The sequence below is a fragment of the Acinetobacter sp. YH12208 genome (genome assembly GCF_013418055.1).
Taxonomy (GTDB): domain Bacteria; phylum Pseudomonadota; class Gammaproteobacteria; order Pseudomonadales; family Moraxellaceae; genus Acinetobacter; species Acinetobacter pseudolwoffii.
Map to the genome: position 1 here is coordinate 108,864 of NZ_VPCT01000001.1, position 15,335 is coordinate 124,198.

General features: G+C 41.3%; 14 protein-coding genes and 1 tRNA gene. 8 read left to right on the forward strand and 7 right to left on the reverse strand.

Features of this window, described 5'->3' with window-relative positions:
* The first annotated feature begins 241 nt into the window (after positions 1-241).
* A complete protein-coding gene (gene lysS, locus FTU95_RS00470; protein ID WP_005172002.1) occupies positions 242-1,771 on the forward strand; it encodes a lysine--tRNA ligase in 1,530 nt (509 codons plus the stop codon).
* Positions 1,772-2,123: 352 nt separating this feature from the next.
* Here the strand turns inward: lysS and trpS are convergent, their stop codons facing one another.
* Positions 2,124-3,137, reverse strand: a complete 1,014-nt coding sequence (gene trpS / locus FTU95_RS00475; protein WP_005172000.1) for a tryptophan--tRNA ligase — start codon at positions 3,135-3,137, stop codon at positions 2,124-2,126.
* Positions 3,138-3,326: 189 nt separating this feature from the next.
* Here trpS and FTU95_RS00480 point away from each other — a divergent pair, with 189 nt between their 5' ends.
* On the forward strand, positions 3,327-4,253 hold the full coding sequence (locus FTU95_RS00480) for a DUF808 domain-containing protein (protein WP_074383090.1): 927 nt from the start codon (positions 3,327-3,329) through the stop codon (positions 4,251-4,253).
* Between the two features lie 48 nt (positions 4,254-4,301).
* A complete protein-coding gene (locus tag FTU95_RS00485; RefSeq protein ID WP_180077204.1) occupies positions 4,302-5,207 on the forward strand; it encodes a neutral zinc metallopeptidase in 906 nt (301 codons plus the stop codon).
* A 35-nt stretch (positions 5,208-5,242) separates the two neighbouring features.
* Here the strand turns inward: FTU95_RS00485 and FTU95_RS00490 are convergent, their stop codons facing one another.
* Positions 5,243-5,797 carry a hypothetical protein gene (locus FTU95_RS00490; protein WP_180077206.1) on the reverse strand — a complete coding sequence of 185 codons (555 nt, stop codon included), beginning with the start codon at positions 5,795-5,797 and terminating at the stop codon, positions 5,243-5,245.
* A gap of 229 nt (positions 5,798-6,026) precedes the next feature.
* Here FTU95_RS00490 and FTU95_RS00495 point away from each other — a divergent pair, with 229 nt between their 5' ends.
* Both FTU95_RS00495 and FTU95_RS00500 read left to right on the forward strand, forming a co-directional pair.
* Positions 6,027-7,526: a sodium:proton antiporter gene (locus FTU95_RS00495; protein ID WP_180077208.1), complete on the forward strand. Its 1,500-nt coding sequence runs from the start codon at positions 6,027-6,029 to the stop codon at positions 7,524-7,526.
* Between the two features lie 198 nt (positions 7,527-7,724).
* Positions 7,725-8,021 (forward strand): MGMT family protein, encoded by a 297-nt coding sequence (locus FTU95_RS00500; protein WP_100357308.1) that lies wholly within the window; start codon positions 7,725-7,727, stop codon positions 8,019-8,021.
* A gap of 53 nt (positions 8,022-8,074) precedes the next feature.
* Here FTU95_RS00500 and FTU95_RS00505 read toward each other — a convergent pair whose 3' ends face one another.
* Positions 8,075-8,515 carry a universal stress protein gene (locus FTU95_RS00505; RefSeq protein ID WP_005096273.1) on the reverse strand — a complete coding sequence of 147 codons (441 nt, stop codon included), beginning with the start codon at positions 8,513-8,515 and terminating at the stop codon, positions 8,075-8,077.
* Between the two features lie 240 nt (positions 8,516-8,755).
* Positions 8,756-9,160 carry a hypothetical protein gene (locus FTU95_RS00510; RefSeq protein ID WP_005096274.1) on the reverse strand — a complete coding sequence of 135 codons (405 nt, stop codon included), beginning with the start codon at positions 9,158-9,160 and terminating at the stop codon, positions 8,756-8,758.
* A 176-nt stretch (positions 9,161-9,336) separates the two neighbouring features.
* Between FTU95_RS00510 and FTU95_RS00515 the strand changes: the two genes are divergently transcribed.
* Positions 9,337-9,413: transfer RNA gene (locus FTU95_RS00515), tRNA-Met, on the forward strand.
* 215 nt (positions 9,414-9,628) lie between these two features.
* Here the strand turns inward: FTU95_RS00515 and FTU95_RS00520 are convergent.
* The 3 genes from FTU95_RS00520 to gltA form a co-directional block, all read right to left on the reverse strand.
* Positions 9,629-11,254 carry an NAD+ synthase gene (locus FTU95_RS00520; RefSeq protein ID WP_180077210.1) on the reverse strand — a complete coding sequence of 542 codons (1,626 nt, stop codon included), beginning with the start codon at positions 11,252-11,254 and terminating at the stop codon, positions 9,629-9,631.
* Positions 11,255-11,626: 372 nt separating this feature from the next.
* Positions 11,627-12,130, reverse strand: coding sequence for a hypothetical protein (locus tag FTU95_RS00525; RefSeq protein ID WP_074383086.1), 504 nt, complete (start codon positions 12,128-12,130; stop codon positions 11,627-11,629).
* 151 nt (positions 12,131-12,281) lie between these two features.
* Complete coding sequence (gltA, locus tag FTU95_RS00530) at positions 12,282-13,556, reverse strand: citrate synthase (protein WP_005096279.1); 1,275 nt, start codon at positions 13,554-13,556, stop codon at positions 12,282-12,284.
* Positions 13,557-14,564: 1,008 nt separating this feature from the next.
* Here gltA and sdhC point away from each other — a divergent pair.
* The gene (gene sdhC, locus FTU95_RS00535; RefSeq protein ID WP_074383085.1) at positions 14,565-14,963 is read left to right on the forward strand and encodes a succinate dehydrogenase, cytochrome b556 subunit; all 399 of its coding nucleotides are present in this window, start codon (positions 14,565-14,567) and stop codon (positions 14,961-14,963) included.
* Complete coding sequence (gene sdhD / locus FTU95_RS00540) at positions 14,963-15,328, forward strand: succinate dehydrogenase, hydrophobic membrane anchor protein (RefSeq protein WP_005096282.1); 366 nt, start codon at positions 14,963-14,965, stop codon at positions 15,326-15,328. Before sdhC ends, sdhD begins: the two co-directional genes overlap by 1 nt.
* Positions 15,329-15,335: the final 7 nt, after the last annotated feature.

The following is a 15,335-nucleotide window of genomic DNA, read 5'->3' on the forward strand; positions in this document are numbered from 1 at the left end:
TTTGCTCTACCTCGTCACACACTAGGACTTTCATCTAAGTAATCGCATAATCGGTCCCAAATCGAGCTGAATTGTATTGGTAGAGTGGATTAGATTGACGGGATAAGGTTGGGAAAATGCCAAGATAGTGGATTTTTCCAAAGAAAAGCCGCTTCCTGAGAGTGTTTAAGCTACGATTTGGGTAGGATTTCTGCTATTCTATGCAACTTCTATTTTTTAACTAATCTTATTCGAGGCAGAGATGACGCAAACTAACGCTCAATCGACTTCTGAACAAATCATTTCCGAAAACGATTTAATTGCACAGCGTCATGCCAAGTTAAAGCAAATCGAAGCTCAGGCACAAGAAACTGGTAAAAGCCCATGGCCAAATACCTTTAAGCGTGAGCATTATGCCCAAGATTTACAAGACCAGTTCGCTGATAAATCTAAAGAAGAAATTGAAGCAGGCGAAAAGGTCTACGTCAAAGTTGCCGGTCGTGTGATGTTAAACCGTGGTTCATTTATTGTGATCCAGGACATGACAGGTCGTATCCAGCTTTATGTCGCCCGTAAAGAACTCGCTGCAGATGTACTTGCGACCATCAAAGGTTTAGACCTTGGCGACATTATTGCAATCGAAGGTTATATCGGTCGTTCAGGCAAAGGCGATCTGTATGTACACATCGAACATTTTGAATTATTAACCAAATCATTGCGTCCGCTGCCAGACAAGTTCCACGGTCTGAATGATACTGAAGTAAAGTATCGTAAACGTTATCTTGATCTGATCGTGAACGAAGAAACCCGTAAAACGTTTGAAATTCGTGCCAAAGTGGTTGCAGGTATTCGTGCCTTCCTGACTGAAAAACGCTATATGGAAGTTGAAACGCCAATGATGCATGTGATCCCAGGCGGTGCTTCTGCGCGTCCGTTTGAAACGCATCATAATGCACTGGACATGCCATTGTTCTTGCGTATTGCGCCAGAGCTTTATTTAAAACGTTTGGTAGTGGGTGGTTTTGAACGTGTGTTCGAAATTAACCGTAACTTCCGTAACGAAGGGGTATCTACGCGTCACAACCCAGAATTCACCATGATTGAATTCTATCAAGCCTATGCAGATTATAAAGATCTGATGGAATTGACCGAGCAGATGCTGGAAAAACTGGCGCTGGATATCTTGGGTTCGACTGATGTGCCTTATGGTGATGAAGTGTATAGCTTCAAAGGGCCATTCAAGAAAATTTCAATGTTTGATGCAATTCTGGAAAATAACCCGCAATTTACTCCGGAAAATGTCAATGACCGTGAGTTCCTGGCAAAATTCCTTCAAGAAGAATTGAAAGAGCAAGTGAAGCCAGGTTTTGGTCTGGGTAAACTGCAAACGATTGTGTTTGAAGAAACAGTTGAAACCAAACTGCGTCAACCAACATTCATTACGGAATATCCAGCGGAAACTTCTCCATTGGCACGTCGTAATGATGATAATCCGCACATCACCGACCGTTTTGAATTCTTTATTGGTGGTCGTGAACTGGCAAATGGCTTCTCGGAATTAAATGATCCAATCGACCAGGCGGAACGTTTCCAGGCACAGGTTGCGGAAAAAGATGCGGGTGATGATGAAGCGATGCATTATGATGCAGACTTTGTAGAAGCACTGGAATATGGCCTACCGCCAACAGCCGGTGAAGGTATTGGTATTGACCGTCTGGTGATGATCTTTGCTAATGCAGCAAGTATCCGTGATGTGATCTTGTTCCCGCATATGCGTCATAAAAATGCATAAGTGCTGAATTTTAGAAAACCCGCTTAGGCGGGTTTTTTTATGCTTTAAATCGCTATACTAAAAAATTAAAGACAAAAAAAACGCAATGATTGGGGTGATCATTGCGTAGAAAAAGGAATGTTTTTTCAAACTACATCAAGCTTAACTGTGGAGAGAGTTAAATTTGATTCCTTACTGTATGTAGCTATAATACGACCCGGTAAGGCTTGACTCAGCAGTATTCATGTTAATAGATGTTAATTAAGGTTAAAACTATGGAGATTCTATGGGCGAGTTTGCTGCTTTATCGTGCATAAACACCTCGCAATAAAAAAGCCCTTCATATGAAGAGCTTTAGGTGGTCATTTTATGTTTAGAAACGGAATACACCTAAACCGGTTTTCACTTCATCTAAAGTCGCCTGGGTAATATCACGACATTTATCTGTTCCGGTCTTTAAAATATCCATAATATAGTCAGGGTCTTTAGCAAGCTCCATACGGCGCTCACGGATTGGGCCAATCAATTCTTTGAGAATGCCTTCCAGACGTTTTTTCACTGTACCATCGCCTAAGCCACCACGACGGTAGTATGCCTTAAGCTCTTCCAGTTCTTCTTTGTTTGGATCAAAGGCGTCCAGATAAGTGAATACTACATTGCCTTCAACCTGACCTGGGTCTTCCACACGAAGATGATTCGGATCGGTATACATGGCATTGACGGCTTTTTTAATATCTTTATCTGTCGCATCCAGCACAATGGTATTGCCCAAAGATTTTGACATTTTCGCTTTGCCATCAAAACCAGGGAGGCGGCCGACATTAGACAGTAGCGCTTTACATTCTGGTAACAGGTCATGACCGATTTGACGGTTCAGACGACGCACGATTTCATTGGTCTGTTCGATCATTGGAATCTGATCTTCACCCACAGGAACAACAGTGGCCTTGAATGCTGTAATGTCGGCAGCCTGAGCCACCGGGTAACACAAGAAACCTGCTGGAATATCGCGCTCAAAACCACGCATCTGGATTTCAGATTTAATGGTCGGATTACGCTCAAGACGTGAAACAGTCACGAAATTGAGGTAAAGCATCGTCAGTTCGTTTAAGGCAGGTAAACATGACTGAACACAAATTGTAGTTTTAGTTGGATCAATACCGACAGCCAGATAATCCGTTGCCACTTCAATAATGTTACGACGTACTTTTTCAAAATTATCGGCATTATCGGTGAGTGCTTGAGCATCAGCAAGTAACAAGTGTTGATGGTGAGAATCTTGCAGGCCTACACGAGAGCGTAATGAACCGACAAAGTGGCCGAGGTGAAGTTGTCCGGTAGGACGGTCGCCCGTCAAGATCACTGGACGATTATCTTGATTACTCATTATTTATTCCAAAGGGTAGTCAGTACTACAGCTGTATTTTAACGAATGGCAACATTGTACGGTATTCTGTTTTTGATTGTCAGCCAGAAAAAAAGCTGTATTAAAAAAATCTTATTAATTAAACAAGTGAATACAATATTTTTAAGAATTTTGATTAAAATAAACTGAAATATGATAAGGATAATAAATATGGCGAGCAGTTTATTACTATTATTAGATGATATTGCGACGGTCTTGGATGATGTGGCTGTGATGAGTAAAATGGCAGCCAAAAAAACAGCAGGCGTCCTCGGTGATGATCTGGCTTTAAATGCACAGCAAGTGTCAGGCGTACGGGCAGATCGTGAATTGCCGGTAGTCTGGAAAGTGGCCAAAGGTTCTTTTGTCAATAAGCTGATTTTAGTGCCGCTGGCCTTGTTAATCAGCTTTATTGCCGGCTGGCTGATTAACCCCTTATTGGTGCTGGGTGGTTTGTTTCTGTGTTATGAAGGCGTGGAAAAAATCGTACACACCTTGCATACACCGAAGGCCAAGGATGCTGAACAGGCCCGTGAGCAACTGATCCAGACTGAAACAGATTTGCACCAGTTTGAAAATGAAAAAGTCAAAGGCGCGATTCGCACCGACTTTATCCTGTCGGCTGAAATTATCGTGATTACCTTGGGGACGGTAGCAGCAGCCTCTATGCTGACCAAAGTTACCGTTTTAAGCCTGATCGCGATCGTGATGACCATCGGGGTCTATGGTTTTGTTGCCCTGATTGTAAAACTGGATGATATTGGTCTGCATCTGACCGAGCAGCAGTCCGATTTTAAGCAACAAATAGGACGCGGCTTGTTGGCATTTGCCCCGATTCTGATGAAAATTTTATCAGTTGTTGGAACTGCAGCGATGTTCCTGGTCGGTGGGGGAATTATTAATCATGCTATTCCTGTTATTCACCACTTTACTGAAGATAGTGTTAGCTATGTACAGGATATTCCCAGTATCGGAAATATTGTAGGTGCTGTAACACCGACCTTGATTAATTTCGCCGTGGGAATTTTAGCGGGTCTGCTGGTGATGCTGGTCATCAGCCTGATTAAAAAAATCTGGCCCAAATCATCAAAAGCTTAAGATGCAAAAATATCTGCAAATTGAGCAGATGAGGAAAAGGAAAAAACTATGCGTTGGAAAGGTCGTCGTGTCAGTAGTAATGTAGAAGACCGTCGCGGTGGTGGTGCCAAAGCTGGCGGAATCAGTATTATTGGGTTGATTGTGGCTTTTGTGGCCTGGAAATTCTTCGGCGTCGATCCACAGCAAGCTTATCAAACCACCAAACAGGTCACCCAAGGCGTATCGGGTACGGCGGAAACACGGGGTCTGGAAAATCCTACGCCGGAACAGCAGGAGTCGATTGATTTTGTCGGCACCGTACTGGCAGATACTGAAGATACCTGGACTCAGGTGTTTCAGCAGCAGTTAAATCAGCAGTATGTTCCCCCGAAATTGGTTTTGTTCAATGGCATTGTGAATTCGGGTTGTGGTACGGCTCAGGCGGCGATGGGGCCTTTCTACTGTCCGGCAGACCAGAAAGTTTATATCGATACCGCATTCTTTAAAGATATGCGTACTCAGATGGGGATTGGTGGAGAACAGAATGCCACCGAACTCTCCCGTAATGATCAGGCTGGGGACTTTGCACTGGCCTATGTCGTAGCGCACGAAGTGGGACATCATATCCAGACAATTTTAGGTATTTCTTCCCAAGTACAGCAGGCTCGTCAGCAGGCAAGCGAAGTGCAGGGTAATCAGCTCTCAGTGCGTCAGGAATTGCAGGCCGACTGTCTGGCTGGGGTCTGGGCTTACCATAATCATCAGCGTACTCAATTTCTGGAACAGGGCGATGTACAGGAAGCAATGGATGCGGCACATAAAATTGGGGATGACTATTTACAGAAACGTGCTCGCGGGCAGGTGGTGCCGGATAGCTTTACCCATGGCAGCAGTGCCCAGCGAGTGCAGTGGTTTAATACCGGCTTGAAATCTGGTCAGGTTGCAAATTGCGATACCTTTAATCAGAATATTTAACTTAATTTTATAAAAAGGAGCTGATGCTCCTTTTTTTATTTATGCAGAAAGCGGCGGAAATTTTTTATTATCTTGATGCTGACAAACAATGCAGCCAAAGCAAACAAGGCAATGGCAAAGACCGTATATTTGAGATTGTTGATGTCATTTTGATAGAACTGCTGCATATCATGGTTGGTATATTCGAGAGCCGTGACTTTGCCAGTCCGGCTATCTCTAAATTGAATTTTTTCAATATAAAACAGATTACCTGCTTTAATTAAGTCAACGCTCTGGATTTGGCGGGTATGCGATTGATTATAATCATCACTACATAAAGTGTTGTAATGTTCACAGTTGATCTTGGCCACATAACCATTTCCTGCAATCAGAATAAAAATGGCATTGTCTGGTCGCTGGTTATTGGACACCAAAACATACTGTTCGCCAGTTGTACTTTTTAGGGGGATGCTGGTGGCCTGCTGATAATGCTGTTCTGCTTGCAAAATTTCCTGAATTTTAGCAAAGCAGGTAAAACATAAGGACAAGGTGATCAGAAAAATCACGCTCGCAAAACAAAGACGAAAAATGGTTTTGACAGTTTGGTGCATGGGAGAAAAATTCAAAATAGAAAGATGGGAAAGCAAAAGCCGAGTGCTGATCTGTATGTTAAATCATCATTCGGAAATACTGAAAAGAAACTTAACTCAATTCGATAAAAAGAGGATTAAACTTGTTTTGCTAGAATGCCTTTTTATTAATGCTCTGCTATTCAAATCTCTATTTTGACCATGCCGCTCGGCGCATATTGCTCCATCTCGCCCGACTTTAGGAAACCGAATGGGAAATTTCTTTTTTCTTCAGCTACTCACGGTGGTCTTTGCACTTTCCATTGCCACCACTATGTTTAATAAGCGTGTTTTAGGTTTTCCGCAAGCGATCGGTGTTCCGATTGTTTCGGCCATCTTTGTTTTTATTTTGCAATGGGGCGCCAGTTTATTACAAGGTAATCCATTCTTTAGTATTAATATTGACAATATCGAGCAGGCTGTTCGTAACATCGATTTTTATGATTTTCTGATCAATGGGGTGATCTGCTTTATTCTGACCTCATCTGCACTGAAGTTTAAGGTTTCAGATTTACGTAATCATTGGCGACCGATTGGTATTTTGGCAAGTTTAGCGTTGGTTTTTTGCGCGGTGTTCTTTGGTGCAGTTTTATATGGCTATCAGTTCCTGATTGGTAATCATGTGGATTTACTGGTGTTGTTATTACTTGGTGCGGCTTTGGGGGCGACTGATCCGATCGGCATTAAAGGTGTATTGAGTTCAGTTCGCGCACCGCATCATCTGATTGTCAAGCTGGAAGGCGAATCGTTATTTAATGATGCCATGTGTATCGCCTTATTTATGACCTTGCTCAATGTTCTGCAAGGCGAAAACTTTACGGTACTGGCTGTCATGCAAACTTTATTGTATGAGATTGTGGTGGCCGTACTGATTGGTCTGGGATTTGGCTTTGCAATATTAAGAATTTTGCGTGGCAAGCATGAAATGGAGTCACTGATTCTGACCACTGCTTTATTGGCATGTGGCTCTTATCTTATTGCTTTATTGGCCCATGCTTCAGCGCCGATTGCCTGTGTCATTGGTGGCTTAATCGTCGGTAATAAATGGAAAGAAATTCTGGCCGATGCCGATATTGGTGACGTGAACCATTTCTGGCATACGGTTGAAGGGATTATTAACTCCTTCCTGTTTACTCTGATTGGCTTGGAGTTGTTTATTCTTGACCTGAGTACCAGTCTGGTCTTGGGCGGGATTGTGGCATTTATTATTTTACATTTAGCGCGCTTTGCTGCCAATCACTTGGCATTTGCCATGTTCCCCAAAATACGCCGAAAAAGCTATAACGGCAGTTTAACGATTTTGTCCTGGGGCGGTGTGCGTGGCGGGATTTCCCTGGCGCTTATTCTGGCGGTGGCCAATATTCCTCAGCTAGAGGCTTATAGCAGTATCTTGGTGGGCTATACCTTTATTGTGGTGCTCTTGTCGGGTCTGGTGTGTGGTCTGGGCTTACCTGCGGTTATGAATGCTTTTTACTATAATCCCGAGGAAGACATACAGGGCTTTAAAGGCTGGTACCAGCGTATGTGCCACAAGCTGAACCGTAAGGGTTTTCAATATATTGTCGGAGAAGATGTCAAAGGAAATGAAACCATCACTATTTTTCAGCCAGAGATTCTGATTGATCAGAAAGATATCGATGGTGTTGCTACCGTACATCATCCAGACAAAGTTCAAGAGGTAAAACGGCTGGAAAATCCAGATAATTTCTAAAGATAAAATCCAGAAGATAAAGCGCTACTGGATTATGTTTAATAGTGAAATGAGATCGCTTGACTCAGCATTTAATCAGGCGTGATTATTTTCCTATAGCTGTTAATAGGGGGATCAGGGCGTGATCTTTTATTTAAAGGTACTATTGAACAGATGAAATGCAGCAAGACAAGTTCAGCCAGTCAGGAAATGGCAGAGATGATTTTGACTGTGGTCAGTCGGATCCCTTATGCAAAAGTTGCAACCTATGGGCAGATTGCCAGACTGGCCGGTTTACCTCAACATGCACGTTTAGTGGGTCGGGTTTTAAGTCATCTGGAAGAAAATACCGACATTCCCTGGTATCGGGTGATCAATGCACAAGCTAAAATCAGTCTGAACAAGCTTGATTCATCTGGCCAGAATATTCAGCAACAAAAGCTGATACAGGAAGGGATTGTACTTGACGGTGATCGTGTGGATTTAAAACGCTATCAGTGGGATGGTTGGGTCTAGATATAAAAAATCCCCGCTTTTAGAAAGTGGGGATTTTGAGTTTGATGTACGGATTACTTGCGAATAACCATCACTGGAATATCGGCCTGACCTAGAATGCTTTGAGCTACGCTGCCCAGGAACAGTTTCTTGAAGCCAGTACGGCCATGTGAACCAATTATGATCAGGTCAGAATTTAAATCTTTCGCTGCTTTGACAATCTCGCTATAAATCACCTGGCCTTCAAGTAGCTGGGTATCTACTTCAACACCTGCACCAGAGAATTTTGCTTTAGCTTCATCCAGAGTTTTTAAGATCGAGGTGCGGGCACGTTCAATCAGGTCGTTGGTTTGCGCTGCAGAGATATATTCCGCAGCAATATAAGGGTCGAGTGTCAGTACCTGTACCACTGTCACTTTACTGTTAAATGCTTTGGCAACTTCGACTGCTTTATCAACGGCAGCATAAGATGTTTCCGAACCGTCAATAGGGACTAAAATATGTTCAAAAGGCATTAGAATTCTCCTGTTGGGAATTAAGTGTTATAAAAATGATGACACGTTAAACCGAGTACGAATAGTTGTTTATACTTTGATCATAGCCTGTATTGTATAAAAATAAAACCAAGTAAATACATAGGTATAATGTCTAATAGATTAAACATTTAAACGCAGGTTTCTGAGTTTTAAGTTTCATGGTTTATTTATTTTAAATAATTGAATTATATGGATTTATAGAAATATTCAAGCTGATTGTCAATCACATTGAATGGATGCCGGGTCCAATTTGATTTGTGGTGCCAGTTGTTCATATTGATTTAAAATCGAATGCGTCTCAGGTGCGAAAATTTGTTGTTGCAGTTGCTGGATTTTATGTTCGTTCACATGCAAACGTGCACAATAGAATGCAATCTGATTTTCTTTGGCAATGGCCAGTCGTTGAGTCTGATCATATTCCGGATAACGCTTGATTTGCTGTTGAGCCCGACTTAATTGCGCCAAGGTGCGTTTCTGTTGCATGCTCATGAATTGTTGATGATTAATCCACTGTGCCACATCGCGACGTACTCCATTGTAGTTGACAAAAATAGGAGAAATCACTTGGCAGGCGGTGATTGCTAAAGTGCTGAGCAAAAGAATCAGTATGTTAATTTTGTACATCGGTGAAAGCTCCAATCATTAAAGTTCTTCATAAGAATATGTGAAATACCAAATAAAAAATCTAATATTGTTTAAAGTTTAAGAGTTTATTCTTCATTTGCATAAAGACTGAACATTTGTGTTTTAAAATGCTTGACGATAGCACCTGAAATTACGATAATGCGCACACAGTTTACGGCTATGTAGCTCAGTTGGTTAGAGCACCGCACTCATAATGCGGGGGTCACAAGTTCAAGTCTCGTCATAGCCACCATTTTAAAAGACCAAGCTCTCAGCTTGGTCTCTTTTTTTGTCTTTTAAAAAGTATGGCGCATGATAAAAATTATTTGAAGCATCCAGTAAATTTTCAGATATTTCCAAAATTATTTTTCTGTGATTGTTGATTAATTTTCTACTTTTAGCGTCGATATAAAAAAATCGCCCCAGTATTCACTCGGGCGATTCGATTTAAATAACTAAGAAAAGGGCTTAGTTACCTGCTTTCCAGCCATTGACGATTGGATAACGACGTTCGCGCCCATAAGAACGTGAACTGATTCGTGGTCCAATTGCACCTTGGCGGCGCTTGTATTCATTCATGTCGACCAGACGGATGACTTTTTTCACCACCTCGGCATCAAAACCTTTGTCAATAATATCGTCTTGACTCATGTCTTCTTCGATGTATGAATACAGGATGGCATCCAGAATGTCATACGAAGGTAAAGAGTCTTGATCGACCTGATCTGGACGCAGTTCTGCTGATGGTGGACGAGTAATAACACGTTCTGGAATCACGGGTGTTTCTGAAATACTGTTACGATATTTCGCCAGTTCAAATACAATGGTTTTGTACACATCTTTTAAGACGGCATAGCCACCGACCATGTCACCATACAGTGTGCAATAACCTACAGCCAGTTCAGATTTATTTCCGGTCGCAAGCACCAGATTGCCGAACTTGTTGGAAAGCGCCATTAATAAGGTGCCACGCGAACGTGCTTGCAGGTTTTCCTCAGTCGCATCTGCCGGGGCGCTTCCAAAGAACGGGAAGAGTACCTGCATAAAGCCGTTTACTACCGGATTGATTTCGGCAATACCAAAAGTTACACCCATATTTTTTGCTTGTTCAGCCGCATCTTCTACGCTGATTTGCGCGGTATAGGTATAAGGCATCATGACCGCCTGAACTTTGTCTGCACCAATGGCATCTGCAGCAATCGCAAGGGTCAGGGCAGAATCGATCCCACCCGATAGGCCCAGAATCACGCCGGGGAAGCCAGAACGCTGTACATAATCACGGGTTGCCATCACCAGGCTCTGATAGATCTCAGCCATGGTGTCCAGCGCAGGTGTAATTGTACCTTTGCTAAATTGAAGCTGTTCAGCATCATATTCTGCGATAGAAAGGCTTTCCTGGAAACTTGGGGCCTGTAGCGCGACTTCGCCAGATTTATTTAACACAAAGCTGGTACCGTCAAAGATCAGATCATCCTGACCACCGACCTGGTTACAATAGACCAGATTGATATTCAATTGTTTTACCAGAGCTGCCATGGTCTCGATACGGTGTTGTGGTTTACCCACTTCATATGGAGAGGCATTCAGTACCAGAGCAGTTTCGATATTGAGTTTTGCCAGCTGCTGTACAGTAGCTAAAGACCATGCGTCTTCACAAATCAGCACACCAAATTTGTGTCCGAGATATTCAAATACCAGATGTTGATGACCTTCACTGAAATAACGCTTTTCATCAAATACACCATAGTTTGGCAACACCTGTTTGTTATAAATACCCAGCACCTCACCATCTTTCATGACGGCTGCTGAGTTATAACGCTGGCCATCTTCAGTTTGATTTACAAAACCGAAGACCATCACAATATCTTTGACTTCAGTCAGTTTTTCAAAAGCAGCTTTGGTGCGTTTGGCCAGACTTGGACGAATTAATAGATCTTCTGCAGGGTAGCCCAAGATTGCAAGCTCAGGGAAGATAATCAGATCAGCCTTATCTTTTTTAGCCTGATTGGCCTGATCAATCATTTTTTGAGTATTTGCATCCAAATTGCCCACATGTGGAGAGAACTGAGCAATCGCAATTTTAAAACTTTTCATTCCAATTAAATCCTATTCCTATAGGTTAATACACTAAATCACTGATTTTTATAATTCTAATTATCCAGCTGAGTGCATTTTGATACTTAAAAAAATGCCAAATGGCAAAAGAAAAAACGTCTTTATCACATGATCGTTAAATCTTGATCTGCGAGCTAAAATATCATACTTGGGTTATTTTATCGAAATTTAATCCAGAAGCTAGAGCTGTTTTGCGAGAATGAATGTTGAAATGAAAAGTTATTATCCAAAAATAAAGAATATGTAGGTTTTCTGCACATGAATAAATCTCAGGATTTAAATCATTTATTCATGGCCTTAATTTTCAAAATGCCAAATCAAGATGATATTTTGAATAAAAATGATTATATATCAAACAATTGTTTGGCTATCTAAAATAATATTGGGTATTTTTTTAAGAAAAATATCTCGGGCAATATCACCTTGTTGTTCAATATTATACTGTGAAAATGATTTGTTGGGATTAAATTGATATTTGTAAGGATTATATTTCCCTAAGCTTAAAAAATAAGCACTTTGTAGAAATGCGCCTTTTAAAACCACATTAATCTGCTGTTGGTATTGATAAATATGGGTCATCTCATGAATAAACAGTGCCTGATAGGCCAAGCTTTCACATGAATAGTCTTCCCGATAATTTAAATTTCGTGCATGGATATAACCACTGGGCGCCATAATCACATGGCTGGATTGCCAGGGTAAATAAGGGTGATTCATGATTCTGACTGCCGAATAGTCAATCAGATTGCCAAATACCTGCTGACAGATTCTGATTTCACCGGCCGTTAAGTTACGGCACTTAAACTGTTCAAAACGGATGAATCTTAAAATAAACGGTAGGGCATACAACAACATCAAGCACAGATCCTGTTCAAGTTTTCAATCTATGAATATGGTCGAGGTTCATGCATTTTAAAATGGATTAAAGAGGCTATATGTAGGATTTTGTCAGCACTAAAAAAACCACCCCAAAGGGTGGTTTTTCTGTCTTGCAACGCCGTTCGAATTAACGAGCGATATCGCGTTGAACTTCACCAGTATAAAGCTGACGAGGACGACCGATCTTGTAAGGACCGCTGTGCATTTCTAACCAGTGGCTGATCCAGCCAACAGTACGTGCAAGCGCGAAGATCACAGTAAACATTTCTGTCGGGATACCAATCGCTTTAAGGATGATACCTGAGTAGAAGTCTACGTTCGGGTATAGGTTACGTTTGATGAAGTATTCGTCAGAAAGCGCAATACGTTCAAGTTCCATAGCCAAAGCAAGTTGTGGATCGTTGATGCCAAGCGCACCAAGAACTTCGTCACAAGTTTCTTTCATGACTTTCGCGCGTGGATCGAAGTTTTTGTAAACTCGGTGACCGAAGCCCATCAGTTTAACTTCTTTAGTCTTCACTTTTTCCATGAAGCCAGCAACGTTTTCTACAGAGCCGATTTCATCAAGCATCTTAAGAACAGCTTCGTTCGCACCGCCATGAGCAGGGCCCCAAAGTGCGGAGATACCAGCAGCAATACATGCATACGGGTTAGCACCAGTAGAACCAGCTAAACGTACTGTAGACGTAGAGGCATTTTGTTCATGGTCAGCATGAAGCGTGAAGATACGATCCATTGCTTTAGCAAGGATAGGATCAACTTTGTAATCACGATCAGCAGGAGTCGCGAACATCATGTGAAGGAAGTTTTCAGCGTAGTTCAAGTCGTTACGTGGGTAAACAAACGGTTGACCGATTGTGTACTTGTAGCTCCAAGCCGCTAAAGTAGGGATCTTCGCAATTAAACGGATCGCTGTGATTTCACGGTGATCAACATTTTCGATGTCCAGATTGTTGTGGTAGAATGCAGATAACGCACCAACAACACCCACCATGATCGCCATAGGATGCGCATCACGACGGAAACCGTTATAGAAGCGGCTAACTTGGTCGTGAACCATTGTGTGGTTACGTACTTTAGCGTCGAATTCTTCTTTTTGCTCAGCAGTCGGAAGTTCGCCATTAAGAAGTAAATAGCAAGTTTCTAGGTAATCAGCTTTAGTCGCCAATTGATCAATTGGGTAGCCACGGTGTAAAAGTACACCTTTGTTACCGTCGATGAAGGTGATTTTAGACTCGCACGCCGCTGTTGCCATAAAACCAGGATCAAAAGTAAAGTGACCTGCAGCCAACACATCTTTAACGTCGATTACATCTGGGCCCAATGTGCCGCTGTAAATTGGTAGTTCAATTTCTTTGCCATCAAGCTGTAAAACGGCTTTCTTGCCAGTTGCTTCAGACATTCAATAGATCTCCTGTCCTGGTGAATGTATATCCGAGTTGTCTATCAATCTTTTAATGCACAAAACGGATGGATCAAAAATTTGCTATAAGATTAGTGAGTACTGAAATTTTGTCAATTATACTTATGGATGAAAAAATGACGCTTGCACAGCGGCTTAGTCACACCATCTTGGTATAAAAAGTTCAGTAAAATCACAGCATCAAACCTCTATAATAAGTCAAATTTAAACAGAGGTGCAGAAAAAAATAGAGGGCCTGAATTATTTGTAAGCATTTTTTCAGACTAAGAAATGCTGCGAAAAAGTATCGCTGATCTTATTGGGAGTTGTTAAAACTATATAAATCTCATAACTTACATGGTTTTTACTCATTTCCTTTGCACATGCAGAATTATAAATAAAAGCAATTAATTAAATTTTTGACTTGATTCAATTGATTAAAAAATAGCTTAATAAATGGCCAACTTTGCAGCAAAGGTCCCCAGTCTAAAAATAAATGAGTGATTTTTCGAATCCAAATCCTCTAAAGCGATCAAAAAATCCATCATCGAGTGCAGTCTAAGTGACTCTTTAAGCTCAGGTTATAATTATACCTGAAAGCAGACCCATCTTAATAACTGCTGCACTACCTGTATGAGCTTGATTTCCATTTAAATTAAATCGAGATTTTAAATAAGATTTGTGCTGCAACTGTGCATCTTTAGTCTAAATAGCGGGAATTGGCTTTAAAAAGAATAACAGAGTAAATTGATCAAGTTAATTATTTAAAAACAATTATATAGATGAAAGTTAGTGGATTCTTAGTCACTAAAGAACCTCATATGTTGTTGTTAATGATTCTTATTTAAAGGGTTTTTCTTGAAAAAGCCAAATCCATCTGTTTGTGTTTTAATAGTTGACGTTTTATAATTCAGTGTCGTTTTGATTTTAGGCATGTATTTGCCTAAGAATGCCAGCTTTCCTTCGAATTAATTCCAACAAACTCCGGATGGAGTTTTTACTTACAGGATGCCCGCTGTGAAAAGCAACAGACCTGTCAATTTGTCCATGGGTCAAGTTTTAGAAGTAAACTTAAAATCGCCCGTGGCTATTGCATCAATTCTACACCGTCTTTCAGGTGTTATCGTATTCTTACTCGTACCGGTCCTTCTCTGGATTTTAGACAAATCACTGTCTTCACCTGAAGGTTTTGCGCAAGTTCAAGAAATCATGAATGGTTTCATTGTTCGCTTCATTGTATGGGTATTTGTCGCCGGCTTGATTTTTCACTTTATTGCGGGTGTTAAGCATTTACTTGCTGACATTGGCGTTGCTGAAGAATTAGAAAGTGGCCGTGTCGCATCTACTATCGCATTAATCTTGTCTGCAATCGGTATTGTTGCAGCATTTGTATGGATCGTACTCTAATGAAAAGCGCTACTGGTTTAACAGGTTCAGGTTCTCGCGATTGGTTTCTCCAACGTGTTAGTGCTGTTATTTTGGCTGTTTATACCGTTGTTATTTTAGGTTGGATCCTGTGTAACAGTGGATTCAGCTATGAACAATGGTATGGCTTCATGATGACAACTCCAATGAAGATTCTATCTTTATTGTCAGTCTTATCTCTTGTTGCACACGCTTGGATTGGTATGTGGCAAGTTTTCACAGACTATGTGACGACTCGTCAAATGGGTCCTTCGGCGAATGGTTTGCGTATTGTACTGACTTCAGCAGTGATTATTGCTGTGTTGGCATATGCAATCTGGGCGATCCAGATTTTTTGGGCGAATTGATAGGAAA

Excerpts from the sequence above, each read along its gene's own strand:
- FTU95_RS00500 (WP_100357308.1), top strand. The coding sequence starts at position 7,725 with ATGATTTTGACTGTGGTCAGTCGGATCCCTTATGCAAAAGTTGCAACC.
- sdhC (WP_074383085.1), top strand. The coding sequence starts at position 14,565 with ATGCCCGCTGTGAAAAGCAACAGACCTGTCAATTTGTCCATGGGTCAA.
- gltA (WP_005096279.1), bottom strand. The coding sequence starts at position 13,556 with ATGTCTGAAGCAACTGGCAAGAAAGCCGTTTTACAGCTTGATGGCAAA.
- trpS (WP_005172000.1), bottom strand. The coding sequence starts at position 3,137 with ATGAGTAATCAAGATAATCGTCCAGTGATCTTGACGGGCGACCGTCCT.
- lysS (WP_005172002.1), top strand. The coding sequence starts at position 242 with ATGACGCAAACTAACGCTCAATCGACTTCTGAACAAATCATTTCCGAA.
- FTU95_RS00485 (WP_180077204.1), top strand. The coding sequence starts at position 4,302 with ATGCGTTGGAAAGGTCGTCGTGTCAGTAGTAATGTAGAAGACCGTCGC.
- FTU95_RS00490 (WP_180077206.1), bottom strand. The coding sequence starts at position 5,797 with ATGCACCAAACTGTCAAAACCATTTTTCGTCTTTGTTTTGCGAGCGTG.
- FTU95_RS00510 (WP_005096274.1), bottom strand. The coding sequence starts at position 9,160 with ATGTACAAAATTAACATACTGATTCTTTTGCTCAGCACTTTAGCAATC.
- sdhD (WP_005096282.1), top strand. The coding sequence starts at position 14,963 with ATGAAAAGCGCTACTGGTTTAACAGGTTCAGGTTCTCGCGATTGGTTT.
- FTU95_RS00495 (WP_180077208.1), top strand. The coding sequence starts at position 6,027 with ATGGGAAATTTCTTTTTTCTTCAGCTACTCACGGTGGTCTTTGCACTT.
- FTU95_RS00520 (WP_180077210.1), bottom strand. The coding sequence starts at position 11,254 with ATGAAAAGTTTTAAAATTGCGATTGCTCAGTTCTCTCCACATGTGGGC.
- FTU95_RS00525 (WP_074383086.1), bottom strand. The coding sequence starts at position 12,130 with ATGTTGTTGTATGCCCTACCGTTTATTTTAAGATTCATCCGTTTTGAA.
- FTU95_RS00480 (WP_074383090.1), top strand. The coding sequence starts at position 3,327 with ATGGCGAGCAGTTTATTACTATTATTAGATGATATTGCGACGGTCTTG.
- FTU95_RS00505 (WP_005096273.1), bottom strand. The coding sequence starts at position 8,515 with ATGCCTTTTGAACATATTTTAGTCCCTATTGACGGTTCGGAAACATCT.